Here is a 25,774-nt window from a genome sequence, read left to right as displayed (position 1 = left end):
GAAGACTCTCAGATCACAGGGAAACGTTGACCGCAGGAGGGGCGGCAGTCCACCACAGCGGGCCATTGCCGCAGTAAGTGGGAACGATCAGCGCGTCGCCGGCAGGGCGATACATCAACGCGTCTTTATAGGCAATCAGCTCCGCCGTTTGGCCGTGGCCAACGGTGCCGGTATACCACGCGGTGATAATCGCGGTGACCACGGCCTGCAATCCGGCCTGGATGGCCAACTGTTGCAATTGCTGTGCGCTTTGGCCCGTCTGCAACAGGCCGCCAAGTTGCTCAACTTGTCCAGTGAACTGGGCATTCTGATTATGCAAGGCTGTAAAAATACGCGCCGACATTCCCTGATCGATATCGTCATGTTCGGTCAAGGTCTGGGATATTTTGAAGAAACGAGCAAACTGCAACGGATTGGCCGCCGCAGTGTGTTGTTCCGCCTGGCTGAGGAAAGGGTAGCTGAGCAGTGATGTCGCCAGCAGGGTTGAGGCCAGGCCCAGCAAGACTTCTCGTCGACTGAAACCGGTTCCATTTTTGGTGGATAGCTCACCATCGTCTGATAACAAATTTTCCATGTGTTTTTCTCACAAAACAGGTGTTAGTGCCGAAGCAGGCAAAAGAGAGTGGGTAAAGATAGATAAAAAATAATCAACAATGGGATAGATCCAGTGTTTATAGTTTTGTTTCTAATTATTTGGCGGATATTAACTTGTCGATAACTTTTCGGCAATAAACTTACCCAGCGCCATGACAAAAAAGCACGGAAAGAATAAGAAAATCAGGAGAGATGGCAACTTAGTGTGGGAATGAACGGTGTCGTGATGGCTATTGCACGAAAAACAATCGCGGTAAATAAGGTTACTTTCTGGGTGGGGGCGGGAATAAAATGCGGTATTGGTGAGCAATGTTTATAGTTAAACCGTCGGTGCTGGCATTATCTAAAATCAATAAAAACCCGTCGCAACGGGTTTTTGGTCATTATATCAGCTTTTGCAACCCATCAGTTCCGGCAGCACGCCCGGTTTGGCTTTCAGCGAAGCCTGTACGTCCTCGGGCAGGCCTGCCCAAATGATCAGTCCGGTGCGTTGCTCGATTTCATTCACCGTGACGCGGTACTGGCAGAAATCGGCGTTTTTCGGGGTGTTTTGGTCAAACAGAAACGCCGCATAGTGGTTCACTTCCGGGCTATTGTTGATAAAAATCACCTTCCAGTAAGCGCTGGGAATGGTGTGCGCTTTTTGGGTGCCCGGCAATTTGCCCATTTCGCGTTCGTACAGTGGGCCGGTCACGGTATAGACCGAGCTGATGTCTGCCCGGTCAATCAGTTTACGCTCCTGATCTTCCAACCGTGCCCAGGAGCCCTGATTAAGGTCAGCCATCTGCGGGGTGATATTGGAAAGGTAGTTCAGTGATTCCCAGTCGGACACCCCCGCCAGCGAGGCCAGCGGTGCCTGATGCCCACGGTCAACTTTCAGTGCTGCGTTGGCGCCGGTGTAATCTGCCGGTACCAATGTATCTGCCGGGTTCAGCGCCGGATCGGCCTTCCAGTTGCGCGTTTTGCCGCTGGCAGGAGTGTCCTTGGTGATGTGATAAGCCACCCAGTTGGCAAACTTGGTGGTGCTGTTGTTGTTCAGCGTATAGGCGTGGCGAACGATGGACACATTGCTGCTGCCGCCGGTTGGACAACCGACCGCGCAGTTGTCGATGGATTCCAGCGTCTCGGCGGAAGCCTGAGCGGTAAACAGCAGGGCTGCCAGAGCTAACATCTTGTTAAAACGCATATTCATACCCTCAATAAGTTAAAAGAAATACTGTATGTATTTACAGTTGTTTTAACTTATCGCAATGAAATGAATACAACAATGCAACACATTCATGTTACGAATGTGTCAGCATCGGCACAGCAAAACGGAGTAAAAAAACGGCGTCAGGAGACGTGCAGCAAAGGCATCAAAAACGCCAGAAGGCGCGTGAGCACAATATCAGCATCGGGTAGATCTCAAGTCGGCCAAGTAACATCGCCGCGCACATCAGCCATTTGGCCGCATCGTTGAGCGTGCCAAACCCGGCGGCGGTTTCGCCAAATCCCAGCCCCATATTATTGATGCAGGCAGCGACGGTCGCGAAGGAGGTCACCAGATCATACCCCATCAGGTTCAGCAACCAGATGAAGAAGCAGCTGAAAAAAACGTAGAGGAAGAAAAAGCTCCAGACCGAACGCAACACCCGATCGTGAATGGGCGCATTACCGACCTTAATGGTGTAAACGGCGTTGGGGTGAACCAACTGGTTGATCTCATGCCTGCTCTGTTTGTACATGATCAGAAAACGCAGCGCCTTGATGCCGCCGCAGGTTGAGCCAACGCAGCCGCCGAAAAAGCTCGCCGCCAGCAGCAACATTATGGTGTGGGAAGGCATTTTGGCATAGTCGGCGGTGGCCAAACCGTTGTCGGTCATCATCGAACTGGTCAGGAAAAAACCGTGCACGAAGGAGTCCTTGGCGCCGTACATGCCGGAGCGGTACAGCTCCAGGCAGACAATAGCCACGATAATAGACAGTACCAGCAGGAAAAAGCGCAGCTCCGGGTTTTTATACAGCGGCTTCAGGCTGCGGCGGCCTACGGCGACGAAATACAGGGTGAAATTCACCGCCGCCAGAATGGAAAAAATGCCGCCGACCATTTCCACCGCTGAACTGTCGTAATAGCCCAGACTCTCATTGCGGGTGGAAAATCCCCCAAGCGAAACGGTCGAAATCCCATGGCAAAGGGCATCGAACCACTGCATGCCGGCAATGCGGAACGCGACCGTACAGGCCAGCCCCAGACCCAGATAGATCAGCCACAGGTTTTTCGAGGTATCGGCCAGGCGCGGAGTCAGTCGCTCTTCCTTGAACGGCCCGGGCATTTCCGACTGGTAAAGCTTGGCCCCCCCGATGCCCAGCAACGGCAGCACCGCGACCGCTAACACAATGACGCCGAGACCGCCGATAAAATTGAGCTGAGAGCGATAGTAGAGGAAGGATTTAGGCACGCCGGAGACATCGTTGAGTACCGAAGCACCGGTGGTGGTAATGCCGGAGACGCCTTCGAACATCGCGTCCGTCAGGCTGATATTCAGCGTGTCGTCCATCCACAACGGCAGGGCGCTGATCATGGAAAACAGCAGCCAGAACATGACGATAATCAGAAAACCGTCTTGCGTGCGCAATTGCACTTTGGACTGACGGGTGCTGAACCAGCCTAATCCGCCGAAGGCACCGGCAATCACCAGCGTATAGAAGAAGGAGAAAACGCTTTTTTCTTTATATAGCAGCGCCACTAGCAGGGGCGGGATCATTGACAGGCTGTAAAGGAAAACCAAAAAACTGCAAAGATGAACAACGACCAATATCTGTTTATGCTTGACCATACTTGCGCCCGGGTTGCCTGACGGCAATGAGTCAATTTATTGTTTGAGTATATAAAGAATAAGGCAGGCGATATAAAAAAAGCGTAAAAATTCATACCGCCTGAAAGGATTGGCACGTTTTTTAATCGCAATGGCGATTATTCCAACAGGGTGTTTACGGTGCGACGCACGTATTGCGTCATTTGCGCCAGATCCTCGGGGGACACCGGGCCACCGCCGGCACGGACCACCTGCTGTTCTATCTGAGCAATTTCCTGCTCGACCTTATTGGCAATCTGCACCTTGACGATTTTATCCACCGACGAGAGCAGAACCTTCAGCACCACTTTCAGTGCCACATTCTCGCAGAACGAATCGTAGTGATGAACCGCAGGCGGTGCTGTGGGAGGCTCGGGTGCGCGCGGGGCCATAGCCTTGAAACTGTCTACATTTTCAATAATAAGATCCATGTCTCTTATTAGTTCATCAAAATCTTTAGACACTGACTTATTTCCCTTCGCTATGCGCAAAAACAGAACGCCCGTCATCAGGGCGAAGGCCGGTGATTGGCGGGCAGAACGAATTTCGACCGTGACGTTCAGGTAGTGAATGGCAGGCTGAGCGGCATTTTAACCTTGCCGGGGGTTGGCAACAAGATGGGGCCGCAGGAATCAACGGCCCCGTCAGGCAGGTTATTGCAGGTAATTGCAGGTAATTGCTTAACTTTTCAGTTTGGCGGTGATTTTCGCCACGTGTTCGCCCTGGAAGCGGGCAATGGCCAGCTCTTCCGCGCTGGGCTGCCGTGAGCCGTCGCCACCGGCAATGGTGGTTGCACCGTAGGGGGTGCCACCGCGGGTCTGGGAGACGTCAAACAGTTCGGGCGTGCCGTAACCGATAGGCACAATAATAAAACCGTGGTGCGCCAGCGTGGTCCAGGTGGAGCTGATGGTGTGCTCCTGGCCACCGCCGGTACCGGTGGACGAAAAGACGCTGCCCACTTTGCCGTACAGTGCATTTGAAGCCCAGAGCCCGCCGGTTTGATCGAAGAAGGTGCGCATTTGCCCGGCCATGTTGCCAAAGCGGGTTGGGGTGCCGAAGATAATGCCGTCGTAATCGGCCAACTCTTGCGGACTGGCGACGGGGGCTGTTTGATCTTGCTTGCCGCCGGCTTTGGCGAAGGCCTCTGCCGGAATGGTTTCCGGCACGCGTTTCAGGGTGACTTCAACGCCACTGACCTTGCGTGCGCCTTCCGCTACCGCCTTCGCCAGGGTTTCAATATGTCCGTACATTGAGTAATACAGGACCAAAATCTTCGTCATGTTCCGTTCTCCACTGTGGTGAATGAAAGAGATGCTCTCTAAGCATAGGAGTGAATGCGGAACTTATCCTTGTGGCTTTATTTCATCCCGGCGATTACGCGGGCTAGAAGGTAACGTTACGGATAAAACGTAATGGGTGATCGGTACGGTTGGCGTAAGCATAGTGCTGATCGCTGTTGAACACTTGGGTTTGGCCTGCGTCCAGCGTCAGGGTTCGCTGTTCCAGCACCAGCGTCAGGCTACCGGTGATCACGTAGATTATTTCGCTCCAGCCTTCGGCATCCGGTACGGAATCGTAGTGTTCGCCAGGCATCAGAGTCCATTCCCAAAGCTCAACCCGCTGGCGTGCAGGTACGCTGGCGGCAAACAGGGCCTGACTGGCCGGTTGTACGCCCTGCCAGGCCAGTTCGCCCACCAGATGGTTACCGCGTGCTTCGGGGGCCTGGATCAGATCGGTGAAGGCGATATCCAGCGCGTCGGCCAGCTTGTCCAACACGGCCAGACTGACGTTGCGGTCACCGGCCTCAATACCGGCCAGCATGCGGCGGCTGACGCCGGATTTTTCCGCCAACGCCACCTGACTTAAACCCGTCTGTTGGCGATAGCCGCGCAGGTTGCTGCTCAGGTATTGCAGCACCTTGGGGGTTTCTTGTTTACCGTTGTTCACTGTATTGCTCATCCCAGGGCTTTACCTCATACTGGCAGGATCTGTGCATTATATTGCACCCAGCAGGAAGGGCAAGCCGGTGTCTGCAGTAAAAAAATCCTTTATTTCCACCTTGATTCCCACGATAAAGCGGCAGGAAGCGGTGTTGATTTTCATCACCATGATCTGGGGCGGCACCTTTCTGGCGGTGCATCTTGCCATGCAGGTCAGCGGGCCGTTCTTTTTCGTCGGTTTGCGCTTCGCGGCTGCCACGCTGGTGTTGATGTTGTTCTCCCTGCGCAGCTTACGCGGGTTGACCTGGTATGAGCTGAAGGCGGGCGTGTTTATCGGCATCGCCATTATGTTCGGCTACGGCCTGCAAACCGTGGGGCTGCAAACCATCAGCAGCAGCCAGTCGGCATTTATCACCGCCATGTATGTGCCGATGGTGCCGTTATTGCAGTGGTTGGTGCTCGGGCGTTTTCCCGGCGTTATGGCCTGGGTTGGAGTGTTATTGGCGTTCAGCGGGCTGATGTTATTGGCCGCGCCCAGCAGTGCGGATATGTCGCTCAGCCTTGGCGAAGTCCTGACGTTGATTGGCACGTTGGGCATGGCCGCCGAGATCATTTTGATCGGTGCCTATGCGGGCAAGGTTAACGTCAAGCGGGTGACGGTGGTGCAATTGGCTACGGCGTCGCTGGCCGCGTTCCTGATGATGGTACCGACCGGCGAGTCGGTACCGCCTTACAGCAACTACCTGTTATACAGTGCGGTGGGCCTGGGGCTGGCCAGCGCCATCATTCAAGTGACGATGAACTGGGCGCAGCGCAGTGTTTCGCCGACGCGCGCCACGGTCATCTATGCCGGTGAGCCGGTGTGGGCCGGGCTGGTGGGGCGGATTGCCGGTGAGCGTTTACCGGGGGTAGCGCTTTTGGGCTGTGCGCTGATCGTATTGGGCGTGCTGGTCAGCGAACTGCGTATTCGGCGTAAACAAAAAGCGGCCGCGTTGGTTGAATAAGGCCCGGCAAACCGGGCCATCGGGGTTAACGGGGCGTGCTGTCTGCCAGCGGTAAAACTTTGCGGTTGCGCAGCAGCGCATTGAGGATAATTGCACCGAAGGTGGCGGTGCCGATACCGCCCATGGTGAAGTTGCCAAGCGTCAGCGCAAAATCCCCAGCGCCCAGTACCAGCGTCACCGCCACCATAATCAGGTTGCCGTTATCCCCCAAATCCACCTTGTTCTGCACCCAGATGCGCGCGCCGGCGACGGCAATTAAACCGAACACCACGACCGAGGCACCGCCCAGCACCGGGCCAGGAATAGTGTGGATCAGCGCGCCGAACTTGGGTGAAAAGCCCAGCGCAATGGCCACCGCCGCTGCGGCGACAAACACCAGCGTGGAATAAATTTTGGTGACTGCCATCACGCCAATATTTTCGGCATAGGTCGTCACCCCGGTCCCGCCTACCGAGCCGGAGAGCATCGTCGCCAGCCCGTCACCGACGAAGGCGCGGCCGATATAAGGGTCAAGATCTCGTCCGGTCATGCCCGCTACCGCCTTCACATGCCCGAGGTTCTCCGCCACCAAAATGATCGCCACCGGAGCAATCAGCAGCATGGCGTGCAGGTTAAACACCGGGGCGGTGAATTGCGGCAGACCGAACCAGGCCGCCTGGCTTAGCGCGCTGTAATCTACCGGTTTACCCAGCCCGAAGCCGTTGGTCGCCACCACGTAAATCAAATAGGCGGCGATCAAGCCAACCAGGATCAGCAGGCGTTGCATCAGCCCGCGGGTGAACACCGCCACCGAGCCAATACACAGGATCGTCACCACCGCCATCCAGCTGTCAAAATGGGAAGCTGAAACGCTGCGCACGGCGATAGGCGCCAGGTTCAGGCCGATCGCCATCACCACCGCGCCGGTCACGACCGGCGGCATCAGGCGTTCTATCCAACGGGTACCGACGCTCATCACCACAAAGCCGATCAACAGATACACCAAACCGCAGGCGATGATGCCGCCGAGTGCCAGAGCAATATTGGGGTTGGCGCCCTGGCCGCTGTAGCCGGTCAGGGTGATCACCAGCCCGACAAAGGCCGCGCTCGAGCCGAGATAGCTCGGCACCCGGCCACCGACCACCAGAAAAAACAGCAGCGTGCCGATGCCGGACATCAGAATGGCCAGGTTGGCGTCAAAGCCCATCAGCAGTGGCATCAGCACCGTAGCGCCAAACATCGCCACCGCATGTTGCAAACCCATCACCAGCGTCTGGGCTACCGGCAGCCGTTCATCGGGCGCAACAATCACACCGTCCAGATTGCCTTGCTTCATGCGCCATTGGGGAAACCAGGTATTCGCCATCGTCATCTCCAAAATGTTGGGGTGCAGGTTAGGGTTGCGGGTGCGTGTGTTTGCAGCGGCGACTCGCCGATCATTGTTTCAACAGCGAGTGATAACGCCGGTCGAAATAGGCCAGACCGTGGCTGTCGTCATTGCGTACCAGCGCCACCGCCTGACAGAACAGAATGTCGTGGGTGCCGACGCTGACAATCTGGCTGATCTGGCAGTCGAAAGAGGCCACCGCGCCGTGCAAAATGGGGGCGCCGGTCGCCAGCGTAGACCAGTGTGCGGCGGAGAAACGCATGTCCATCGGCGTTTTGCCGCCGAACAGATTCGACAGCGACTGGTGCTCTGACGCCAGCGTATTGACGCACAGCGTTTGGTTCTGCTTGAACACCGAATACACCGACGCCGAGCGGTTCAGGCACACCAACAGCGTGGGGGGCGTATCGGTGACGCTGCACACCGCAGAGGCGGTAAAACCGGCCCGGCCTGCGGGGCCGTCGGTGGTGATGATATTGACGGCCGACCCGAGGCGCGCCATGGCATCGCGGAAGTCTTGTTTTTCCACGAACGGCGTCTGTAGCGGCGCATCGGCAAAAATTGTTTGGCTTTGCATGAGGAGTCTCCGGGCTAGGGGGCGAAGCTGCTGTTGACGTTCTGCGCTTTCAGCAGCCAGTCCAGCAAGATGCGGTTAAAGTTCTCGGTGTCGGTCACGCTCATGGCGTGGCCGCCGTACGCCATCTGCGCCAGTTCGCCGTTCGGCAGGCTTTCCGCCAACTGATGCGAGCAGTGATAGGGCACCAGCAGATCGTCGCGAGAACACAACGCCAGGGTCGGCGTGGTGATATCCGTCAGGTGCGGGCGGAAATCGGTGTTCATCAAGGCATTCAGGCGACGCAGCAGGTTTTCGGTGCCCTGAAAATGCGCGGTCTGGTGCCGCAACTCTTCATCCAGCAAGGCTTCGTGCTGCGACAGCCAATCGGCAGGGAACAGAAACAGCGGTTGGGCGCGCACATAGGCTTCGACACCGCTGTTGAGCAGCAGATCCTGCCGGACTTTGAAGCAACGCCGGGTCTGGCTGTCCAGCGCCGGCCAGCCATTGACCACCACCAGTTTTTCCACCAACTGCGGCTGGGTGAGCGCCAGCTGTAGGCCAATCATGCCGCCAAGCGCATGACCGACGAAATAACAGCGTTCTACGCTGAGTGAATGCAGCAACTGCGCCACTTCATCGGCCATATCGGCCATGCTGTAGCCGTCCGGTACCACGCCTTTACTGCGGGCCGTGCCCTGGTGATCGTAAACCACTACCCGAAAATGCGGGGTCAGTGCGTCAATCTGCGGTTGCCAGAAACTTCCCGCGCCGCCCAGTCCTGCGGAAAGCACCAGCGTCGGTGCCAGCGGCGTGTCTTTTCCCAAAATCTCAAAGTACATGCTCGATCCTCTGCGAATAATGGCTCAGCGGCCGATATGGGCCACGGTGGCGATTTCAATCAATGCATCCGGCTTCACCAACCCGCACTGAATGCAGTAGCGTGCCGGTTTGTCACCGGGGAAATACTCGGCATACACCTGATTGACGGCGGCATAATGTTGCCAGTCGGTGAGGAAGATGGAGTTAAAGGTCACGTCGTCCATGCTGCCACCGGCGGTTTCGATCACGCTTTTGATGGTTTCCAGCACGTGGCGTGTTTGCGCCGCGGCGTCACCGACGTGGACAACGTTATTGTCTTTATCGAAGGCCAGCGTACCCGAGACGTAAACCACGCCGTCGGCCAAGGTGCCGGGAACAAAGGGGGCCAGCGGTTTGCCGGTGCCCGGCGGGGTAATAATCGTTTTTGGCATTGTCGTGCTCCTGGTAAAGGATCCTGTTGGTTTAAACAGGCAAAATTCATGCCGTCTGGCTAAGCGGAGCGGCGAGAACATCACAGAAACTGTCGACGTCTGACACCCAGCCAAAAAAGGTTTCGATGTTGTACAGCGCCGCCTGTTGGGCAAACGCCGGGCCGGCCTGGTGGGTGGCGTCGGCCAGCACAATGCCGAAATACTCGAGGAAAAAGCCATCGCGCAGGGTGGACTCCACGCAAACGTTGGTGGCGATGCCGGTAAACACCAGATGGTGAATGCCATAAGAGCGCAGCAGGCTGTCGAGCTGGGTGTTGAAAAAGCCGCTGTAGCGCGGTTTCGGGATCACGATATCGCCCGGTTGCGGCTGCAGTTCATCCACCAGGTCGTAGTCCCAGTCACCCTTGGCCAGCAGTTTGCCCATCAGCTCCGGGCGTTTACGCATGGTTTTCAGTGCGTTGGATTTATGCCAGTTGGGTGAGCCTTCGCCGCCGGCTTCGACGTACTGGTTGTCCCAGCCGTTCTGGAAAAAGATCACCCTGACACCGGCGGCGCGCGCGGCGCTGATGGCGCGTTTGATGTTGGCGATCACCGGGGCGGTGGCCGAAACGTCAAACCCGGCAAGATCCAGATAACCTCCCTGCGAGGCGTAAGCGTTTTGCATATCGACCACGATCAACGCGGTTTCCTGCGGGGCAAAGGCAATGGCCTCCGGGCGGGCGGGCAGGATCAGGGTAGCGCCGGCTTGCGGTGACTGGCGGCGTACCACCGGTTGGTTTTCAACAATTTTCATCATGCCACCTCGCGGCTTGCAGCGGTTTGCGGACAAACGTCGGCCCGGCTTTTCATCAGGGGTTGGATGCGTTCGCCGAAGTCTTCAACGCCTTTCACGAAGTCATCGAAGGTCAGCAGCACGCCTTCGGTTCCGGGTACTGTCGCGATTTCATCCATCATGCGCGCCACGTTGGCGTAAGAGCCGACCAGCGTGCCCATGTTGATGTTAACGGCGGAAGTCGGGTCCGCCATTTGGCGCACATTGGTGTCGGCACCGGATTTTGTATCCTTGCCGCTTTGCTCGGTCAGCCAGGCCAGGGCTTCGGTATCGGCCCCGGCCTTATAGCTTTCCCATTTGGCGCGGGCGGCCTCGTCGGTTTCATCCGCGATGATCATAAACAGCACGTAGCAGGCCACGCTGCGGTTCTCGGCGTCGGCGGCGGTTTTCAGCCGGGCAGCGGTCGGTGCGAAGGCGGTGGGGGTGTTGACGCCTTTGCCGAAGCAGAAGTTGTAGTCGGCGTATTTGGCCGAGAAAGCCATGCCAGCGTCGCTTTGTCCGGCGCAAATGACTTTGATGTCCGCCTGCGGTTGCGGGCTGACGCGACAGTCGTCCATCTGGAAGAAATCACCCTTGAAATCGGATTTGCCGGTGCCCCACAGATCGCGCAGCACCTTGACGTATTCCGCCAGATAGTCGTAGCGGCGGCCAAAATATTCGTCGCCCGGCCACATGCCCATCTGCTCGTATTCCGGCTTCTGCCAGCCGGTTACCACGTTCAGGCCAAAGCGCCCGTCGGAAATAGAATCGATGGTGGCGGCCATGCGGGCGACGATGGCCGGTGGCATGGTCAGGGTGGCCGCGGTGGCGTAGATCTTGATGCGTGAAGTCACGGCGGCCAACCCGGCCATCAGGGTGAAGGACTCCAGATTGTGGTCCCAGAACTCGGTTTTACCGCCGAAACCGCGCAGTTTGATCATCGACAGGGCGAAATCGAAGTTGTAGTGCTCGGCTTTCTGCACGATGGTTTTGTTGAGTTCAAACGTCGGTTTGTACTGTGGGGCATTGCTGGAAATCAGCCAGCCGTTGTTGCCGATCGGAATAAATACGCCAATTTTCATTTGAACACCTCGGGTCTGTGAAGAGGACAATCACGCGCTGCTTGAATGCTTCCTGCGGGGTCCAAATTGCGCGGCGCTTGTCTGAGTCAAAGCAAACCTGATGCCATGTTTTAAAATGTTTTATTTATCAATTTGTTATTGTTAATTGAGTGCTGCATTATTGAGTGAATGGTCCAAAACAGACCATTTGGTCAAAATTGGCTGCACAAAAAACAGGCGTGAATGCTCATTAAAGGTGCAGAAAATCCCCCGGAAGGGGTAGGTAAAAGCGTGGGTTTCCCTCAGCGGCTTTGTTATGCTGGCCCGAATCGGGTTGCGCCAAGGAGCCGCAGTGAAGCCACAAGCCGTTAAACCGCCCACGCGCCGCTCGCGTGCGGTGGCTGCAAAACGCAGCACCATCATGGATGCGGCACTGGAGTTTTTCTCGCTGTACGGCATCCATGGCACCAGCCTGGATCAGGTGGCGGAACGTGCCGACGTCTCCAAAACCAACCTGTTGTACTACTTTCCTTCCAAAGAAGAGCTGTACGTGGCGGTGCTGAAAGACATTCTCGATGTTTGGCTGGCACCACTGAAAGCGCTGCGTGCCGATCAGGAGCCGCTGCAGGCCATCCGCGAATATATACGGCTGAAGCTTGAGGTATCCCGTCATCATCCGCAGGCCTCACGGCTGTTTTGTCTGGAGATGATCCAGGGCGCCCCTTTGCTAAAGCAAGAGCTGCAGGGGGGATTGAAGACGCTGGTGGACGAGAAATCCGCCATGATTGAGCGTTGGATTGCCGAAGGGCATATCGCGGCGATAGAGCCGCATCATCTGATTTTCATGCTGTGGGCAACCACCCAGCATTACGCCGATTTTTGGGTGCAGGTGGAGGCGGTAACCGGCAAGACATTAGACGACGAGGCGTTTTTTCAGCAGACGGTAGAAAATGTGCAGCGGGTGATTATCGACGGGATCCGGCCACGCTAAGCGCCAGGAGAGGGGAAATTCAGGGGGATAGCGGACTATCCCCCTGCAGCGTTAGGCGGTTTTCTTCTTACGCAGGAACACGTAAGACAGGCCCAGTATCACAAACCACAGCGGCGTGACGATCAGCGCCTGGCGGGTGTCGTCGCGCAGCGTCAGCAACACCAGCACAAACACGAAGAATGCCATACATACCCAGCACATCAGCTTGCCGGCCGGCATCTTGTAAATCGATTTCTGGTGCAGCGCCGGGCGTTGCTTACGGTAAACCAGGTACGAACACAGGATGATGGTCCAGACGAACATGAACAGGATCGCCGAGACGGTGGTCACCAGCGTGAACACGGTCATGACGTTCGGGATCAGGTAAATCAGCACCACACCGCCCAGCAGGCAGATACAGGAAAAGGTCAGGCCGTTAGCCGGCACGGCCCGCTTGGACAAGTTGGCGAACGACTTGGGCGCATCGCCTTCCTGTGCCAGACCGAACAACATGCGGCTGGTGGAAAACACCCCGCTGTTGGCGGAAGAGGCGGCGGAGGTCAGCACCACAAAGTTGATCACGCTGGCCGCCGCAGGCAGACCAATCAGCACGAACAACTCAACGAACGGGCTCTTGTCGGCGACCACGGAGCTCCAGGGGGTGACCGACATAATCACGATCAGGGCGAACACATAGAACATGATGATGCGGATCGGAATCGAGTTGATCGCGCGAGGCAGCACTTTTTCCGGATCTTTGGTTTCAGCCGCAGTGGTCCCCACCAGTTCGATGCCGACAAAGGCGAACACCGCTATCTGGAAACCGGCGAAGAAGCCGCTGATGCCTTTCGGGAACATGCCGCCGTCGTTCCACAGGTGCGAGAACGACGCTACGGTGCCAGTAGGCGACTGGAAGTGCATGGCAATCATCACCAGCCCGGCGACGATCAACCCGACGATGGCGACGATTTTGATCATCGCAAACCAGAACTCCATCTCGCCAAACATCTTTACTGTCGCCAGGTTAAGGCCCAACAGCAGCAATACGCACAATAGCGAGGCGATCCATTGCGACAGTCCGGGGAACCAGAATTGGGCATAGGCGGTGATCGCCACCACGTCGGCAATGCCTGTGACCACCCAGCAAAACCAGTAGGTCCAGCCGGTAAAGAAACCGGCCCAGGGGCCGAGCAGATCGGCGGCGAAATCACTGAAAGATTTGTATTCCAGGTTGGAGAGCAGCAGCTCGCCCATGGCGCGCATCACGAAGAACAGCATAAAGCCGATGATCATGTACACGAAGATGATGGATGGGCCGGCCAGACTGATGGTTTTGCCGGAACCCATAAACAAACCTGTACCGATGGCGCCACCGATGGCGATCAGTTGAATATGTCGGTTAGTTAGGTTTCTCCGGAGATGATCTTCTGACGCAGGCGCAGCGTCCGTAGCTATTTTAGAGTGATCTACCATCTGATGATGTCCTGTTTTACCTGTCATGAGTGAAATAGCGAGCTCTGAAGTGGCTCTTTTTTATACGATTATCCGGTTGGCCCGGCTTTAGTAAGGTAGTGCAATAACGCCACCTTTGTGCAACATGTTTACAACATTTATGCGAGGGATAAAAGTCGATTATTCTTTACACCGAGGAGGCAAATCGGACGTCTTGGGGGCGGAAGATTACTCCTCGCCGTAGCAGATTAACAGCCCTAATCTGACTTATCTTGTTGATATAACAGGGGGTTGAAAGTTTCGCATGAGAAAAACTAATGGGTGTAAGCGTTTGACATCGCGGGGGCAGAGGAGAATAATTTACTCCTTTGGGTCGTTAGCTCAGTGGGTAGAGCCGCTGACTCTTAATCAGTTGGTCACAGGTTCGAACCCTGTACGACCCACCAACAAATCATGTGGTTAGCGGTGATTTTTCTCTTTTGATTTTTTGCGCGTCGGCAGATTTGAGACGCACTTCGCAAAAATCGCATCAACTCAGCGCGAATGTTCCGTTGAGTGATCTGGCGCAAGCTGGACCTGTTTCCCCCTCGTTTATCTCGACGCCCAATCGCTGATCCCCTGCAAAATTGATAATGGAACTTCTGACGGGGTTAACCTGTTCTCCCTCTGGGACTTAAGCCGCGAAAACGAAAAATCCTCAATGGCTCGTTGATTAAGGCCTTGGCTGCAACCTGGCCCCACTTGAATTTATCGCGGTTAGCGGATTATTCTTTGACTTGTCTTTTAAAAAGGAAGGGAATCATGAGGGACGCTAATTTAGGATTTGGCGCTCGGGTGCCGGCATTATTGCTCGTTATCGCCACGCTGCTGTTGGCAGGCTGCTCGAAGACCGGCACTGCAAGTCAACCTGGGCCGTCTGGGGATGAAGTCGATGCGCTTTTTACTGGCTTGGAAGGTAAAACCACGCCAGCTCCTGGGGATGAGATCAACCGATATATCACGCAGATCACAGCGGCTATTCAAAGTCACTTTCAATATGACAGCGTCTACGCCGGTAAGCAGTGTTCTTTAAGAATTAAGCTGGCTCCGGATGGAATGCTTATAGATGTTCAGGCTGAAGATGGTGACCCCGCACTTTGCCGTGCGGCTATAGTGGCAACCGCAAATGCCAGCTTGCCCAAACCTCCGACACCGGCGGTTTACGCTGTTGTTAAGAATGCCGCACTGGAATTCCGTCCCCAATAACCAGCAACGACATTCAAAACAGCTGACCGACAGACATCAGCGCCACGGCCCACACCCCGGCAGACAGTGCACTGGCGCAATAGACCTGCTTGCGCGGCAGGGCGATCATGCCGGCAACCAATGGCACGGTATAGCGCATCACGGCCAGAAAGCGAGACATAAACAACAGCGGGATCCCGTTTTTCTGTAGCGCAGATTTCGCCTTGTGCATTGCACCCAGGTATCGGGCCGGCAGCCAGTTTCCGCTTTCTCGGCGTTGAAGCCATGCGCCGCAATGAAAGGATAAAACCGAACCAAGCAGGGCGCCCAGAGTAATTGCCACCCAGACATGACCATCGGCCAGCACCGGTTTACCGACGACAATGCCCAACATCAGCGTTACCGAAGCGGGTGGCAGCAGCGAGGAAACGAAAATAACCGATTTTCCCAGCGAAAATAAGAAGATAATCAACAACAGGAATTCAGGTTCCGGACTGTATTTGGCGATCATTTGTGTGAGTTGTTCCATCGGCCACCTTGAAAAATTTGTCGTCAGGTGGCCAGTGTCTCATTCGTCACTTCAATAAATGGTCAATTAGGGTTCGTTAACTGAATAGGTTCACCATGCTGAGGGGCCGCGACTGAACATCGCGCAACACTCCGTAAAACAAACAGGGAAGCTAACAATGTTAAAGGTAATAGCTGAAGATTTTATCAAACACGATAGTATTGAAACGGTGATGCCGTTGTATCAGGAGTTGGTAGAGAAAACCCGCCAGGAGGCGCTTTGCCTCTCTTATGAACTGTTTATTGACCATCAGGATCCGGGGCATTTTATTTTCGTCGAGCAGTGGCCCGATCGGGCGGCGCTGGACACGCATTGCCAAACTGAGCATTTCAGGCGATTGGTGCCTTTGATCAATCAACACCAGAGCAAACCTTGCACCTTCCTGTTTATGCAGCCTTTTTCCGAAAATAAGGGGTGAACGGGCAAAAAAATCCCCGCTGAGCGGGGTTAATGGCTTCTCAAACACTGTCTTATAATGATTAAAAATTAGACTTCGGATGATTGACATTCACTCAGAATGTTCTCAAAAGGATTGCGCCGCCAGCCGGACCTGATCCACCCAACTGGCGAGCCGGGCATGTACCAGGCCGCCAAAGCCTTCCGGCTCGACCACTGGCAGTTCGCCCTGTTGGAATGCTTTGACGTCCATTCCGGCGGAGAACACCTGTGGCTGACCGGTCAGCACGATCACCCGAACGTTTTCATCCTGTTCAGCCCGTTGCAAATAGCCTTGGATCAGGCGTGCCATCGCCAGATTAATGGCGTTCTTTTTTTCCGGTCGGTTCAGGGTAATCACGGCAATGCCGTCCTGTTGCTCATACAGTACCGGCGGTGCCTGGTCAGTCATTGGCTTCTTCTCCCTGGAAGAACAACAGCGTCAGCAGCAGGGCGATCGCGCCCAGCGGCAGGGAAAACAGCGGCAGGTAATAGGCAGGCAGGGTATACAGCGTCAGGCCGCCGAGCATGCCGCCTGCCGCGATACCGGCATACAATACCGAACTGTTCAGTGAAACGGTCAGCGCGCCAAAGCGCTTGGACAGCGACAATAAGTGGTGCTGGATCGGCACCAGATACATCCAGCCGGTAATGCCCCAAACCAAAAATATCGCCAGTACCCACCAGGGTGAGGTGACGTAAAAGGTCAGCAGGAACAGCGACAGGGTTTGAATCGACACCGAAAACAGCAGTACAAATTTGCTGCCAAAGGTATCGGTTAACAGGCCGGAAACGAAATTGCCGATGACCGCCCCAATACCGAACACCAGCAGCGCGATGGGCAAAATTGCCTCCGGACCCCACTGCGTATTTTTCAGCAACACGCTCACATAGCTGTAAACAATGTGCTCGGAACAGACGGCGAAGAAGGTGATCAACAGTGTGGTCAACACCGCTTTTTGCCGCAGCGGAGCCAAGCGTTCTTTTAGCGTGTGTTTACCCGGCGCAGCGATGGCGTTCAGTACCAGCGAAAGCCCCAGCAGCGAAATGGCCCCTAACAGCGCGATCAGCAGGAAGATCTCCCGCCAGCCGATCAGTTTGGCCAGAAAGGTGCCGAAGGGGATACCGAGGGCGATAGCCAGCGTCATGCCGCCATAAACGATGGAAATCGCCAGCCCGCGGCGTTTCTCCGATACCAACCCGACTGCCGCGGCGGCGGCCTGTGGCGTATAGCAAGCCGCCCCCAACGCTGCCAACACTCGCCCGGCAGAAATTTGCAAAAAGCTGTCGGCATAGGCACAGAGCAGGTTCCCGGCGATAAATAGCGTCAGGGCCAGTTGCAAAATATGCTTGCGGTTGAGGTTGCCCAGCAGCCAGGCGGTCAGCGGAGCGAACACCATATAGGCCAGGGCGAACACTGAGATTAACTGCCCCGCCTGCGCGGGGCTGACCGCAAAGGTGCCGGAAATCTCGTTAAGTATGCCGGCGACGATAAACGCATCGGTACCGATGGCAAAGGTGCCGGCCGCCATCAGGCACAGCGTGAGAAAATGGCCGTTATAGTCCGTCAACTTCATCCTGCTCTCCGTAATGTATTGGCGGCCCAGACTTTGCTTAACGCAGCCAGGAAATACTGCACGTCCTCATGAGTATGGGCAGAGGTCGGCGTAACGCGCAAACGCTCACTGCCGGCCGGTACCGTGGGGGCAATTCATCGGCTGCACGTAAATGTTGTACTCATCGAGTAACTGCTTGCTGATGTGTTTGTTCCGGTGCGTATACCGTTCAGCGCCAGAAGATAGGCAATGCCTCTGCCCATGGTTCCGGCACCAATAACGGCGACCGAATTTATTGCCGAATTATTCTCTGCCATAAAAATCCCCGTGAGTATTCTTCTGCTTTGCAAAATTCGCAAATGCTTATATTTTATTCGGATTTAAAAAGCACCGGGTGCCTATGGCGAGGGTAATTGGCGGTGGCGTGGCTGTCTAACGGTAGAAGTGACAGGTTTACAATAATTAGGCTTTATGTTACTCGCGTAATTCGTGGCTTTGATGCAATTTAAAGACGTTATTTATTAATAATCGCGGGGAATAGCTGTTTTGTTATAGCCATGGTGTTTTTTATTATATGAAACGGCTGTTGTTGCCCTTGGCCCTCCACTATAGTTAAATTCACTTAATGATTGCCCGGCGCTGTGCTCTGGAGAACCTGTTTTATGGACGTTCACTTTCAGCCTTTGATGGATGATCTGCTCAGCAGCCTGTCTGATCGCGAGATTTTTTTACGTCGGCTGGAGCCTTGTGCGCAGGCGCTGGGTTTCGAATATTTCTCTTATACGGTCTTTTCCTGCTATCCGGCCAGCAGACCCAAAATGCTGATAGAGGGCAATTACCCCATGCACTACCTGGAGGACTACCGCAAACTGCGGGTGTACCTGCAGGATCCGATGATCGAGCAGGCTCATCACTCTACGCTGCAGTTTTATTGGGACGAGCAGTTCTATCGGGATAAGCCGGAGCTGTGGTGGCGCATGGCGCAGTTTGGCATCCGTGAAGGGTGGTCGCAGTCGATCAAGGATTGCTACGGCCGGTTGGGTATCCTCACTTTTGCCGGCAAGAATATCCCCACTCAGTCACCGCAGGCCGGGGCGCGCAACGAAACCTTCTTCCTGTGGCTGGCGCAGATCGCCCATAAAACGCTGCGCGAAGCATTAATATCGGTGAACGACGAAGCGATAAAAGATGTGCTGACGCTGCGAGAGAAGGATATTTTACGTTGGTGCAGCGAAGGCAAAACCTCAGAAGAAACGGCCTTGTTAATGGGGCTGAGTGAGCGGACCGTGAATTTCCACATTGGTAACTCGATTAAAAAACTGTCGGTGGCCAATAAAACCGCTGCCACGGCAAAGGCGGTGTATTTGCAGCTGATTTAGCCGGCTTTGAAATAATTATTCGGCTAGCCGTTAGACGGGGTGTGTTTATATTTTGTTAAATAAGGACTTATCCTGATAAGTATTTACCGCCGATCACAAAAGCGCGATAAACCGGTTCACCCTTATCCTTCCCGGCAGTACCCTGTTGGCACCACGGTGACATAGAAGGGATGTGATATGTACAAGACCATATTAGTGCCGATAGATATTGAAGAAGATCTGTTGACCGAACATGCGCTGGAGCATGTGGTGTATTTGGCGAAAATATCCGGTGCCAAAGTGCATTTCTTCCATGCACTGCCGGATGCCTCGGCATTCGTCACGGCTTACTCTTTTGGCATCAAGGAATTTGAGAACAAGGCGGAAGTTAAGGCGGTGGATAAGCTCAAGCAGATCATGGCAGAAATCGATATTCCGCTGGAGCGGCTGGATTACACCGTCAGCTTTGGTTCACCGCGCGATCAGGTTCTGGAATTGGCGGAAGAAATCGAAGCCGATCTGATCATCATCGGCTCGCGCCGCCCGAGCGTGAAAACCTATCTGCTGGGATCCAATGCGGCGGCCATTGTGCGCCATGCCAATATTTCGGTGATGGTCGTCCGGTAATCCTTTCAAATCAGGCCCGCAGTATAAAGCTGCGGGCCTTGCCTCATTTAGCGTTAGCGGCAGGATTGATTCGATAGGAATGGTGCGTAGTGGGGCTAACACCGGCATGGGCAGAGACCCCTGCGAGGCTGGGTGGTATCGAGACTGACGAATAAGCCTGCTACACTCAGGCAAAGTAACCGGAAAAATCGGGCGGATAACGGATGATAAATGCACTGATTACGCTGGGTCTTTGCCTGCTGCTGATACCGCTGTTGTTATGGCTGATTGGCCGGGCGCTGGCGGCCGCAAAAGATAAAAAACCGGAAGCGGACAAGCGCAAGCCCAGAACCGGGATGCCGAACGGCGATGATGAGTGATCCCTGCAGCGAGTGAGGCGGCGTGTCGATCACGCCGCTTCCATTACGTCTACTGTGGCCAGTAATAAGTTTTTTCATGCCAGCCTTTGCCATACATGCAGGCTTCTATGGTCGCCGAACGGGCGTCCTCATTTCGATCATTTTGCACCGTTTTGAACGAGGGCTGCTTTTCGTAGCGATAACCTGCCGGACAGTCTTTTTTGTCTTTCTTGCAGCTCTGGTATTGGTTTTCGTAGCTAAACTCAAAATCTCTCACCACATCAGGGGGAAAACGCTCGTAGCCCCGTCCTTTGCATTCAGCAAATTCCGCGTCGCGGGTCGCATTGCCGGCACCAGGTTTCTCCCATTGGGTGCAGGCCGTCAATGTTATTAATGGCAAAATAATCAAAAAGCTAAACGTCTTCATGGTATCCCTAACTCTTCCTTTCGTCCTGTATTCACACGCTAAGAATCTTCCTAGGCGAGGTGGGGCATGAGTGTAATAAACTGATGTTAAAATTGGAAATGATAATAGTTATTGTTTAGGTGGGGTTGAGGTAGGGGACGCCGCACCCCCGCGGTCGAAGTCCATTGAATAATGAAATAATACATACTGTATATAATATACAGGCTAATCTTTTGGTGGTGATGTATTGGACTTATTGTTTAAGATATTTACCTAAGGATGGGCTTTTATTATTGGCGGGAAAGGGTATTCAGAGAATACAGAGTTTCCGGACGAATAAATTTATTGCTTCTTCTAAATGATAAAAATAAAAACTATTATTCAATTTGCCGGTAATGCGATTGCAATTCATGTGTAAATTTTTTAGATTCAGGATTGAAGTAGGATTGTCATGATGATGAAGACTTTAAAGGGAGTTTTATTTTGGCGAATAAACCTGAAATACCTAAAGATAACGATGATTCATCTTCATTATCAAACCATTATGATGGGTTAAGAAACCTTTCCGATGTGGGGGATTCATTTGGCTACGGGCGTACTCGTTTTTATCAATGGTGCCGGGGGCGCGGTTTCCTCACGCTTATGAATGCGCCTTCTCCGGAGATGATCAGCGGTGGTTACATGGTGACGACGTTATCAGAAAACGGTTACTCGCGGGTTTATGTGACGGAAGATGGTTTTAACTATGTGGGCGGCGCCTTTCGCGACGATATTCAAAAACGCATGGTCAAGTTTTAATGGAATCATAAAAATCTTATTCATTTCAATATACTAACCACGGAATCTTCTTATGTCAGCCGGCAGCCTTGCCTCAATAGCATCACGGCCGGCTAAGGTAAGCCCTCTGTTTTTATGATTTCCTGCCGACCACGGGAAGTTATCCTATTTTTCTATTGATGATGCTGTGGCGCTACAGGCGCCGGCCATTCTGTTGCTACTATAAAGACTGGTTTTTTTCAGGAGCTCAGGATGAAGCATTACGCCGCGTTACTCGTTACCACCGTGCTGTTGTCTGGCTGCGCCACACAGTCTGTTCCGCTGCAGCAGGCCGAATTGCCGCCCCCTAGTCGGCTGTTGCTTTATCAGAGTGTGCCGCAGACCCCTTTCGCCACGATAGTGGTGGTGCGTGACAGTGGAATGCTGGCGGGAAGCTGCCGAACCGGGGTTTATATCAACGGAGAGTTTGCTGCTTCGCTGGCGGCGAAAGAAAAGGCTGAGTTCCGGGTGCCGGTGGGCAATAACGAAATCAGCATTGGGCAGGATATGATCGAAAACAGCCTGTGTATCTGGCGAGAGACTAACGGCCGGTTACCGATGACGTTACGTGCCGGTGAGAGCCGCTATTTCCGCGTTGCCGGGGATATGCAGCGTGGGTTTGTTCTGCAGGCCGGCAGGCCATAATCCAGGTGGGGGCCATCAGCGCCCCTGCCACCATCCCCACAGGGTAATCAAAAGCCAGGCCGCTGCAATCCAGCACAACACCGCGGCGCCCAGCGCCCAGGACAATCTCAGGCTGTTGATAAAGAAATACAGCGAGATCAGATACACCAGATAGGGCAAAACGGCCCACATGCCGAAAATCAGCGTGGTTCTCAACGCGTCTATCGAACGTTCGCTGCCGACAATGTAATGGGCAATCAGTGCGAAGGTAGGGAACAGCGGCACCAGACCGGCAATATAGTAACTGCGGCTTTTGGCGAGCAGGCCAATTAATACTACCACCAGTGCGCCGATCAGCGCTTTTACCACGATGCCCATATGTCTCTCTGGCGTAAATAAAAATACATTGCCTGAAATAACCAAAGGGATCAATCACTAGGGGAGACGGCAAGGAAAACGGGCCCGCGATTACGGCAGGCCGGAAGGGCGACAGCTTATTGGCGGTAGGCGTGCTTAATCTGCTGGATGCTGTTTTTAAAGATTTCGGCCTGGGTCGGATCTTCAATCTGCGCGATAAAGCGTTCCATGTTGATAATGACTTTCCCGGCGTCGGCCTGACCGATCGATTTCAGGATCAGCGTCAGCGTAGCTTTAAGACAGGCGACTTCTGTCGCCAGCGTTTCCGGGTTTGCAGACGTAGTAAAATCAACGTTGCTCATTTTCTCTCCTGATTTTTGAGGCCGTAGCCTGAAACAATGTGCTTTTTGATGCACACCCACATCGGTTTGATTCAACCTGACATGCAGATGCGTATTTAACTGGGCGCGGAGTATAGCATAGCATGCAGATATCCATCTGCATTGATAGCGCTGTGTCGGTGCCGCAGCGTCTACTCTGACAGCGATGGCGGGTTTATCAACCTCCACCTTATAGTGCATACTGACTAGTGATTATTGAATCGACTGCTGGTAGTTTGTCATCAGGACGACGGAGAATAATAGCCAAGTTATTTTTTTTGCGTTAATAAGTATTTGCCCTGTGGATTATTGTTAACGTGTTAGGGTTATTTAAATGATCAACCCTGACCTCTTACCTGATGTCCGGGCCGAATAATTTCTTTTCGCAATGAATTTTGCTGAGGAAGAGAACGGCTGAAATGCTATTTTGTTTCATTTCAATGGATTACAATCTTGTTGTATTAGTGTTAATATTATCTGTGTTGCGATTGCTTACACTGATTTTACCCGCGCTACAGGATTGGCGCAGTATCATGGGCTCTGTTCACATGGGGTAATATTTACATCGTCCGCTTTTTATCTGCAGACAACGGCTTTATCGGGCTGGGTGAGTGACTAAAATTCAAAAATCAGGCCTATTGCGCAAAGTTAATCGGAAGTAAGTATTAATCTGTGTTCATTCTTGGCTGAAAAACAAGTAATATCTCTGGCTATAACAGAGGCTGATTGCGTTACTCCCTTCTTTTTGGAGATTTTTCCTTGATTAGCGTTCTTCTTGTTGATGACCACGAACTGGTGCGCGCAGGGATTCGACGCATTCTTGAAGATATCAAAGGTATAAAAGTTGTCGGGGAGGCCCAGTGCGGCGAGGATGCCGTGAAATGGTGCCGTGGCAATGCTGTAGATATCGTTCTTATGGATATGAACATGCCGGGTATTGGCGGGCTGGAAGCCACGCGCAAAATTGTGCGCTATGCACCCGACGTTAAAGTCATCATGTTGACTATACACACTGAAAATCCATTGCCTGCGAAGGTCATGCAGGCCGGTGCTGCGGGTTATCTGAGTAAAGGTGCGGCACCGCAGGATGTGGTTACTGCCATTCGTACTGTGCAGGCGGGGCAGCGTTATATCGCGTCCGATATCGCCCAGCAGATGGCGTTGAGCCAGTTGGAGCCGCAGACGGAAACCCCGTTCAGCTGCCTGTCTGAGCGCGAGCTGCAGATTATGCTGATGATCACCAAAGGCAAAAAAGTTAATGAGATTTCAGAACAGCTGAGTCTCAGTCCTAAAACGGTGAACAGTTACCGTTACCGCATGTTCAGCAAGCTGAATATCAGCGGTGATGTCGAATTGACACACCTGGCTATCCGACACGGATTGTTCAATGCGGAGACGTTGTTAAGCAGTGAGTGACCGTTTTGATGCCAAAGCATTTCTAAGTACCGTAACCAGCCAGCCTGGCGTCTACCGTATGTACGACGCTACTGGCACGGTTATCTATGTCGGTAAAGCCAAAGATCTGAAAAAACGCCTCGCCAGTTACTTCCGCCAGCAGGTTGGCAGTCGTAAAACCGAGACGCTGGTTAAAAATATCGCCCAAATAGACGTAACTGTTACGCATACCGAAACAGAAGCGCTATTACTGGAACATAACTACATAAAGCTCTACCAGCCGCGATATAATGTTCTTTTGCGAGACGATAAATCTTATCCGTTGATCTTCCTGAGCGCGGACAGCCACCCACGGCTGGCGGTGCATCGCGGCGCCAAACACGCCAAAGGGGAGTATTTCGGCCCATTCCCCAATTCTTATGCCGTGCGTGAGACGCTGGCGCTGCTGCAGAAACTGTTCCCGATACGCCAGTGCGAAAACAGCGTGTACCGCAACCGCTCGCGTCCTTGCCTGCAGTACCAGATCGGCCGTTGCCTGGGCCCTTGCGTCGCCGGGTTGGTGAGTGAGGATGAATACCAACAGCAGGTGGACTATGTACGCCTGTTCCTGTCCGGCAAAGATCAGCAGGTGTTGCACCAGTTGATAGAACGGATGGAAAACGCCAGCAAGACATTGAACTTCGAAGAAGCGGCGCGCATACGCGATCAGATCCAGGCAGTACGTCGGGTGACTGAACGTCAGTTCGTTTCCGGCAGCAGCGACGATCTGGATGTGATTGGCGTGGCCTTCGAAGCCGGGATGGCTTGTTTGCACGTGCTGTTTATCCGCCAGGGCAAAGTGTTGGGCAGCCGCAGTTACTTCCCGAAAGTGCCGGGCGGCACCGACATGAGCGAAGTGGTGCAAACCTTCGTCGGCCAGTTCTATTTGCAGGGCAGCCAGATGCGGACCTTGCCGGCGGAAATCCTGTTGGACTTTATCCTGCCGGAGAAAGACCTGTTGGCCGAGTCGCTCTCAGGGTTGGCCGGGCGAAAAATCCAGATCCAGAGCAAACCGCGAGGGGATCGCGCACGTTACCTTAAACTGGCGCGTACCAACGCAGCGACGGCGCTGACCACCAAGCTTTCCCAGCAGTCGACAATCCATCAACGGCTGGCAGAATTGGCGAAGGTGCTCAATCTTGCCGAAATTAACCGCATGGAATGTTTCGACATCAGCCATACCATGGGGGAGCAAACCGTGGCTTCCTGCGTGGTATTTGACTCGAATGGTCCGCTACGTTCGGAATATCGGCGCTATAATATTACCGGTATTACGCCCGGGGATGATTATGCCGCGATGGCGCAGGTGCTGAAACGCCGCTATGGCAAGGCTCTGGAAGAGAAAAAAATCCCCGACGTTATCTTTATCGATGGCGGCAAAGGGCAACTGGGTATGGCGATTGACGTGTTTAACTCGTTGAACGTGACCTGGGATAAAAACAAACCCTTGCTGATCGGCATCGCCAAAGGTGCAGACCGCAAAGCCGGGTTGGAGACGCTGTTCTTTGTGCCGGAAGGTGAGGGTATTGCCTTGCCGTCGGATTCACCGGCACTGCATGTGATCCAGCATATCCGCGATGATTCGCATAACCATGCGATCACCGGACATCGGCAGAGAAGGGCAAAAGTAAAAAATACCAGCGCGTTGGAACTGATCGACGGCGTTGGGCCAAAACGGCGACAGGTGCTGTTGAAGTATATGGGCGGACTTCAACCATTATTGAACGCCAGCGTTGAGGAAATTGCAAAAGTGCCGGGTATTTCACAAGCATTGGCAGAAAAGATCTACAATGCATTGAAACACTGAGGGCAA

Annotated in this window: 31 protein-coding genes, 1 tRNA gene and 1 pseudogene; 12 read left to right on the top strand and 21 right to left on the bottom strand. The window is 53.9% G+C overall.

The genetic code is table 11. From position 1 onward, the window contains the following. Positions 1–13: 13 nt before the first annotated feature. From ACGS9J_RS13080 to ACGS9J_RS13055, 6 genes are all read right to left on the bottom strand, one after another. Positions 14–574 carry a sorbitol dehydrogenase family protein gene (locus ACGS9J_RS13080; RefSeq protein ID WP_442231325.1) on the bottom strand — a complete coding sequence of 187 codons (561 nt, stop codon included), beginning with the start codon at positions 572–574 and terminating at the stop codon, positions 14–16. A gap of 408 nt (positions 575–982) precedes the next feature. Further along, positions 983–1,780: a DNA/RNA non-specific endonuclease gene (locus ACGS9J_RS13075; protein ID WP_442231324.1), complete on the bottom strand. Its 798-nt coding sequence runs from the start codon at positions 1,778–1,780 to the stop codon at positions 983–985. 169 nt (positions 1,781–1,949) lie between these two features. Further along, a complete protein-coding gene (locus ACGS9J_RS13070) occupies positions 1,950–3,410 on the bottom strand; it encodes a TrkH family potassium uptake protein (RefSeq protein WP_442231323.1) in 1,461 nt (486 codons plus the stop codon). Between the two features lie 137 nt (positions 3,411–3,547). After that, entirely contained in the window at positions 3,548–3,859 is a 312-nt protein-coding gene (locus ACGS9J_RS13065; RefSeq protein ID WP_442231322.1) for a hypothetical protein, read from the bottom strand. A gap of 249 nt (positions 3,860–4,108) precedes the next feature. Continuing rightward, positions 4,109–4,708, bottom strand: coding sequence for an NAD(P)H:quinone oxidoreductase (gene wrbA / locus ACGS9J_RS13060; RefSeq protein ID WP_442231321.1), 600 nt, complete (start codon positions 4,706–4,708; stop codon positions 4,109–4,111). A 103-nt stretch (positions 4,709–4,811) separates the two neighbouring features. Next, positions 4,812–5,387 carry a helix-turn-helix domain-containing protein gene (locus tag ACGS9J_RS13055; protein ID WP_442231320.1) on the bottom strand — a complete coding sequence of 192 codons (576 nt, stop codon included), beginning with the start codon at positions 5,385–5,387 and terminating at the stop codon, positions 4,812–4,814. A gap of 67 nt (positions 5,388–5,454) precedes the next feature. Here ACGS9J_RS13055 and ACGS9J_RS13050 point away from each other — a divergent pair, with 67 nt between their 5' ends. Continuing rightward, positions 5,455–6,372: a DMT family transporter gene (locus ACGS9J_RS13050; protein WP_442231319.1), complete on the top strand. Its 918-nt coding sequence runs from the start codon at positions 5,455–5,457 to the stop codon at positions 6,370–6,372. Positions 6,373–6,397: 25 nt separating this feature from the next. On the opposite strand, the gene rutG is transcribed toward ACGS9J_RS13050, so the two are convergent. From rutG to rutA, 6 genes are all read right to left on the bottom strand, one after another. After that, positions 6,398–7,717, bottom strand: a complete 1,320-nt coding sequence (rutG, locus tag ACGS9J_RS13045; protein ID WP_442231318.1) for a pyrimidine utilization transport protein G — start codon at positions 7,715–7,717, stop codon at positions 6,398–6,400. 70 nt (positions 7,718–7,787) lie between these two features. Next, positions 7,788–8,315 carry an NADH-dependent FMN reductase RutF gene (rutF, locus tag ACGS9J_RS13040; protein WP_442231317.1) on the bottom strand — a complete coding sequence of 176 codons (528 nt, stop codon included), beginning with the start codon at positions 8,313–8,315 and terminating at the stop codon, positions 7,788–7,790. 14 nt (positions 8,316–8,329) lie between these two features. Further along, on the bottom strand, positions 8,330–9,133 hold the full coding sequence (gene rutD / locus ACGS9J_RS13035; RefSeq protein ID WP_442231316.1) for a pyrimidine utilization protein D: 804 nt from the start codon (positions 9,131–9,133) through the stop codon (positions 8,330–8,332). 24 nt (positions 9,134–9,157) lie between these two features. Continuing rightward, positions 9,158–9,544, bottom strand: a complete 387-nt coding sequence (gene rutC / locus ACGS9J_RS13030; protein WP_442231315.1) for a pyrimidine utilization protein C — start codon at positions 9,542–9,544, stop codon at positions 9,158–9,160. 46 nt (positions 9,545–9,590) lie between these two features. Next, on the bottom strand, positions 9,591–10,337 hold the full coding sequence (gene rutB / locus ACGS9J_RS13025; protein WP_442231485.1) for a pyrimidine utilization protein B: 747 nt from the start codon (positions 10,335–10,337) through the stop codon (positions 9,591–9,593). Beyond that, positions 10,337–11,437, bottom strand: coding sequence for a pyrimidine utilization protein A (rutA, locus tag ACGS9J_RS13020; RefSeq protein ID WP_442231314.1), 1,101 nt, complete (start codon positions 11,435–11,437; stop codon positions 10,337–10,339). Before rutA ends, rutB begins: the two co-directional genes overlap by 1 nt. A gap of 295 nt (positions 11,438–11,732) precedes the next feature. Between rutA and rutR the strand changes: the two genes are divergently transcribed. After that, entirely contained in the window at positions 11,733–12,407 is a 675-nt protein-coding gene (rutR, locus tag ACGS9J_RS13015; RefSeq protein WP_442231313.1) for an HTH-type transcriptional regulator RutR, read from the top strand. 51 nt (positions 12,408–12,458) lie between these two features. Here rutR and cycA read toward each other — a convergent pair whose 3' ends face one another. Continuing rightward, positions 12,459–13,859 (bottom strand): D-serine/D-alanine/glycine transporter, encoded by a 1,401-nt coding sequence (gene cycA / locus ACGS9J_RS13010; RefSeq protein WP_442231312.1) that lies wholly within the window; start codon positions 13,857–13,859, stop codon positions 12,459–12,461. A gap of 349 nt (positions 13,860–14,208) precedes the next feature. Between cycA and ACGS9J_RS13005 the strand changes: the two genes are divergently transcribed. Both ACGS9J_RS13005 and tolA read left to right on the top strand, forming a co-directional pair. Then, positions 14,209–14,284: transfer RNA gene (locus tag ACGS9J_RS13005), tRNA-Lys, on the top strand. A gap of 355 nt (positions 14,285–14,639) precedes the next feature. Beyond that, positions 14,640–15,083, top strand: coding sequence for a cell envelope integrity protein TolA (tolA, locus tag ACGS9J_RS13000; RefSeq protein ID WP_442231311.1), 444 nt, complete (start codon positions 14,640–14,642; stop codon positions 15,081–15,083). A 13-nt stretch (positions 15,084–15,096) separates the two neighbouring features. On the opposite strand, the gene ACGS9J_RS12995 is transcribed toward tolA, so the two are convergent. Next, on the bottom strand, positions 15,097–15,591 hold the full coding sequence (locus tag ACGS9J_RS12995) for a DedA family protein (RefSeq protein WP_442231310.1): 495 nt from the start codon (positions 15,589–15,591) through the stop codon (positions 15,097–15,099). Between the two features lie 157 nt (positions 15,592–15,748). Here ACGS9J_RS12995 and ACGS9J_RS12990 point away from each other — a divergent pair, with 157 nt between their 5' ends. Next, positions 15,749–16,048, top strand: a complete 300-nt coding sequence (locus ACGS9J_RS12990; protein WP_442231309.1) for a putative quinol monooxygenase — start codon at positions 15,749–15,751, stop codon at positions 16,046–16,048. Positions 16,049–16,153: 105 nt separating this feature from the next. Here ACGS9J_RS12990 and ACGS9J_RS12985 read toward each other — a convergent pair whose 3' ends face one another. The 4 genes and pseudogenes from ACGS9J_RS12985 to ACGS9J_RS12970 all read right to left on the bottom strand — a co-directional run bounded on the left by ACGS9J_RS12985 (position 16,154) and on the right by ACGS9J_RS12970 (position 17,938). Then, positions 16,154–16,477 (bottom strand): enoyl-CoA hydratase-related protein, encoded by a 324-nt coding sequence (locus ACGS9J_RS12985; protein ID WP_442231308.1) that lies wholly within the window; start codon positions 16,475–16,477, stop codon positions 16,154–16,156. After that, positions 16,470–17,642, bottom strand: coding sequence for an MFS transporter (locus ACGS9J_RS12980; RefSeq protein WP_442231307.1), 1,173 nt, complete (start codon positions 17,640–17,642; stop codon positions 16,470–16,472). The genes ACGS9J_RS12985 and ACGS9J_RS12980 overlap by 8 nt, the downstream gene beginning before the upstream one ends. After that, a pseudogene (locus tag ACGS9J_RS12975) lies at positions 17,639–17,840 on the bottom strand (aminotransferase class I/II-fold pyridoxal phosphate-dependent enzyme); the annotation flags it as partial. The gene ACGS9J_RS12980 and the pseudogene ACGS9J_RS12975, both read right to left, overlap by 4 nt. Beyond that, positions 17,777–17,938, bottom strand: coding sequence for a 3-hydroxyacyl-CoA dehydrogenase NAD-binding domain-containing protein (locus tag ACGS9J_RS12970; RefSeq protein ID WP_442231306.1), 162 nt, complete (start codon positions 17,936–17,938; stop codon positions 17,777–17,779). The pseudogene ACGS9J_RS12975 and the gene ACGS9J_RS12970, both read right to left, overlap by 64 nt. A 345-nt stretch (positions 17,939–18,283) precedes the next feature. Between ACGS9J_RS12970 and ACGS9J_RS12965 the strand changes: the two genes are divergently transcribed. The 3 genes from ACGS9J_RS12965 (at position 18,284) to ACGS9J_RS12955 (ending at position 19,965) form a co-directional block, all read left to right on the top strand. Then, positions 18,284–19,000 (top strand): autoinducer binding domain-containing protein, encoded by a 717-nt coding sequence (locus tag ACGS9J_RS12965; protein WP_442231305.1) that lies wholly within the window; start codon positions 18,284–18,286, stop codon positions 18,998–19,000. Between the two features lie 177 nt (positions 19,001–19,177). Then, entirely contained in the window at positions 19,178–19,606 is a 429-nt protein-coding gene (locus tag ACGS9J_RS12960; protein WP_442231304.1) for a universal stress protein, read from the top strand. 203 nt (positions 19,607–19,809) lie between these two features. Beyond that, positions 19,810–19,965, top strand: coding sequence for a hypothetical protein (locus ACGS9J_RS12955; RefSeq protein WP_442231303.1), 156 nt, complete (start codon positions 19,810–19,812; stop codon positions 19,963–19,965). Between the two features lie 49 nt (positions 19,966–20,014). Here the strand turns inward: ACGS9J_RS12955 and ACGS9J_RS12950 are convergent, their stop codons facing one another. Next, positions 20,015–20,371: a hypothetical protein gene (locus ACGS9J_RS12950; RefSeq protein ID WP_442231302.1), complete on the bottom strand. Its 357-nt coding sequence runs from the start codon at positions 20,369–20,371 to the stop codon at positions 20,015–20,017. Positions 20,372–20,833: 462 nt separating this feature from the next. Between ACGS9J_RS12950 and ACGS9J_RS12945 the strand changes: the two genes are divergently transcribed. Then, positions 20,834–21,148 carry a hypothetical protein gene (locus tag ACGS9J_RS12945; protein WP_442231301.1) on the top strand — a complete coding sequence of 105 codons (315 nt, stop codon included), beginning with the start codon at positions 20,834–20,836 and terminating at the stop codon, positions 21,146–21,148. 231 nt (positions 21,149–21,379) lie between these two features. Beyond that, positions 21,380–21,811, top strand: a complete 432-nt coding sequence (locus ACGS9J_RS12940; protein WP_442231300.1) for a hypothetical protein — start codon at positions 21,380–21,382, stop codon at positions 21,809–21,811. A 15-nt stretch (positions 21,812–21,826) separates the two neighbouring features. On the opposite strand, the gene ACGS9J_RS12935 is transcribed toward ACGS9J_RS12940, so the two are convergent. Both ACGS9J_RS12935 and ACGS9J_RS12930 read right to left on the bottom strand, forming a co-directional pair. Further along, the gene (locus tag ACGS9J_RS12935; RefSeq protein WP_442231299.1) at positions 21,827–22,168 is read right to left on the bottom strand and encodes a GlpM family protein; all 342 of its coding nucleotides are present in this window, start codon (positions 22,166–22,168) and stop codon (positions 21,827–21,829) included. A gap of 116 nt (positions 22,169–22,284) precedes the next feature. After that, positions 22,285–22,509, bottom strand: a complete 225-nt coding sequence (locus tag ACGS9J_RS12930; protein ID WP_020826235.1) for a DUF2594 family protein — start codon at positions 22,507–22,509, stop codon at positions 22,285–22,287. A gap of 777 nt (positions 22,510–23,286) precedes the next feature. On the opposite strand from ACGS9J_RS12930, the gene uvrY reads away from it, so the two are divergent. Further along, positions 23,287–23,943 carry a UvrY/SirA/GacA family response regulator transcription factor gene (gene uvrY / locus ACGS9J_RS12925; RefSeq protein ID WP_442231484.1) on the top strand — a complete coding sequence of 219 codons (657 nt, stop codon included), beginning with the start codon at positions 23,287–23,289 and terminating at the stop codon, positions 23,941–23,943. Beyond that, positions 23,936–25,768, top strand: coding sequence for an excinuclease ABC subunit UvrC (gene uvrC / locus ACGS9J_RS12920; RefSeq protein WP_442231298.1), 1,833 nt, complete (start codon positions 23,936–23,938; stop codon positions 25,766–25,768). Before uvrY ends, uvrC begins: the two co-directional genes overlap by 8 nt. Positions 25,769–25,774 lie beyond the last annotated feature (6 nt).

The sequence above is a fragment of the Serratia quinivorans genome, assembly GCF_052113645.1.
GTDB classification, from domain to species: Bacteria; Pseudomonadota; Gammaproteobacteria; order Enterobacterales; family Enterobacteriaceae; genus Serratia; species Serratia quinivorans_B.
Note: the sequence above shows the minus strand (reverse complement) of the source record. Positions and strands in the feature narration are given on the sequence as shown.

Excerpts from the sequence above, each read along its gene's own strand:
- rutR (WP_442231313.1), top strand. The coding sequence starts at position 11,733 with ATGCTGGCCCGAATCGGGTTGCGCCAAGGAGCCGCAGTGAAGCCACAA.
- ACGS9J_RS12990 (WP_442231309.1), top strand. The coding sequence starts at position 15,749 with ATGTTAAAGGTAATAGCTGAAGATTTTATCAAACACGATAGTATTGAA.
- ACGS9J_RS12995 (WP_442231310.1), bottom strand. The coding sequence starts at position 15,591 with ATGGAACAACTCACACAAATGATCGCCAAATACAGTCCGGAACCTGAA.
- ACGS9J_RS12940 (WP_442231300.1), top strand. The coding sequence starts at position 21,380 with ATGAAGCATTACGCCGCGTTACTCGTTACCACCGTGCTGTTGTCTGGC.
- ACGS9J_RS12970 (WP_442231306.1), bottom strand. The coding sequence starts at position 17,938 with ATGGCAGAGAATAATTCGGCAATAAATTCGGTCGCCGTTATTGGTGCC.
- cycA (WP_442231312.1), bottom strand. The coding sequence starts at position 13,859 with ATGGTAGATCACTCTAAAATAGCTACGGACGCTGCGCCTGCGTCAGAA.
- ACGS9J_RS12980 (WP_442231307.1), bottom strand. The coding sequence starts at position 17,642 with ATGAAGTTGACGGACTATAACGGCCATTTTCTCACGCTGTGCCTGATG.
- rutC (WP_442231315.1), bottom strand. The coding sequence starts at position 9,544 with ATGCCAAAAACGATTATTACCCCGCCGGGCACCGGCAAACCGCTGGCC.
- ACGS9J_RS13075 (WP_442231324.1), bottom strand. The coding sequence starts at position 1,780 with ATGCGTTTTAACAAGATGTTAGCTCTGGCAGCCCTGCTGTTTACCGCT.
- ACGS9J_RS13080 (WP_442231325.1), bottom strand. The coding sequence starts at position 574 with ATGGAAAATTTGTTATCAGACGATGGTGAGCTATCCACCAAAAATGGA.
- rutG (WP_442231318.1), bottom strand. The coding sequence starts at position 7,717 with ATGGCGAATACCTGGTTTCCCCAATGGCGCATGAAGCAAGGCAATCTG.
- ACGS9J_RS12950 (WP_442231302.1), bottom strand. The coding sequence starts at position 20,371 with ATGAAGACGTTTAGCTTTTTGATTATTTTGCCATTAATAACATTGACG.
- ACGS9J_RS12935 (WP_442231299.1), bottom strand. The coding sequence starts at position 22,168 with ATGGGCATCGTGGTAAAAGCGCTGATCGGCGCACTGGTGGTAGTATTA.
- ACGS9J_RS12955 (WP_442231303.1), top strand. The coding sequence starts at position 19,810 with ATGATAAATGCACTGATTACGCTGGGTCTTTGCCTGCTGCTGATACCG.
- rutF (WP_442231317.1), bottom strand. The coding sequence starts at position 8,315 with ATGCAAAGCCAAACAATTTTTGCCGATGCGCCGCTACAGACGCCGTTC.
- rutD (WP_442231316.1), bottom strand. The coding sequence starts at position 9,133 with ATGTACTTTGAGATTTTGGGAAAAGACACGCCGCTGGCACCGACGCTG.
- ACGS9J_RS13070 (WP_442231323.1), bottom strand. The coding sequence starts at position 3,410 with ATGGTCAAGCATAAACAGATATTGGTCGTTGTTCATCTTTGCAGTTTT.
- ACGS9J_RS13065 (WP_442231322.1), bottom strand. The coding sequence starts at position 3,859 with ATGGATCTTATTATTGAAAATGTAGACAGTTTCAAGGCTATGGCCCCG.
- ACGS9J_RS12960 (WP_442231304.1), top strand. The coding sequence starts at position 19,178 with ATGTACAAGACCATATTAGTGCCGATAGATATTGAAGAAGATCTGTTG.
- rutB (WP_442231485.1), bottom strand. The coding sequence starts at position 10,337 with ATGAAAATTGTTGAAAACCAACCGGTGGTACGCCGCCAGTCACCGCAA.
- ACGS9J_RS12965 (WP_442231305.1), top strand. The coding sequence starts at position 18,284 with ATGGACGTTCACTTTCAGCCTTTGATGGATGATCTGCTCAGCAGCCTG.
- ACGS9J_RS13055 (WP_442231320.1), bottom strand. The coding sequence starts at position 5,387 with ATGAGCAATACAGTGAACAACGGTAAACAAGAAACCCCCAAGGTGCTG.
- tolA (WP_442231311.1), top strand. The coding sequence starts at position 14,640 with ATGAGGGACGCTAATTTAGGATTTGGCGCTCGGGTGCCGGCATTATTG.
- ACGS9J_RS12985 (WP_442231308.1), bottom strand. The coding sequence starts at position 16,477 with ATGACTGACCAGGCACCGCCGGTACTGTATGAGCAACAGGACGGCATT.
- ACGS9J_RS12930 (WP_020826235.1), bottom strand. The coding sequence starts at position 22,509 with ATGAGCAACGTTGATTTTACTACGTCTGCAAACCCGGAAACGCTGGCG.
- rutA (WP_442231314.1), bottom strand. The coding sequence starts at position 11,437 with ATGAAAATTGGCGTATTTATTCCGATCGGCAACAACGGCTGGCTGATT.
- wrbA (WP_442231321.1), bottom strand. The coding sequence starts at position 4,708 with ATGACGAAGATTTTGGTCCTGTATTACTCAATGTACGGACATATTGAA.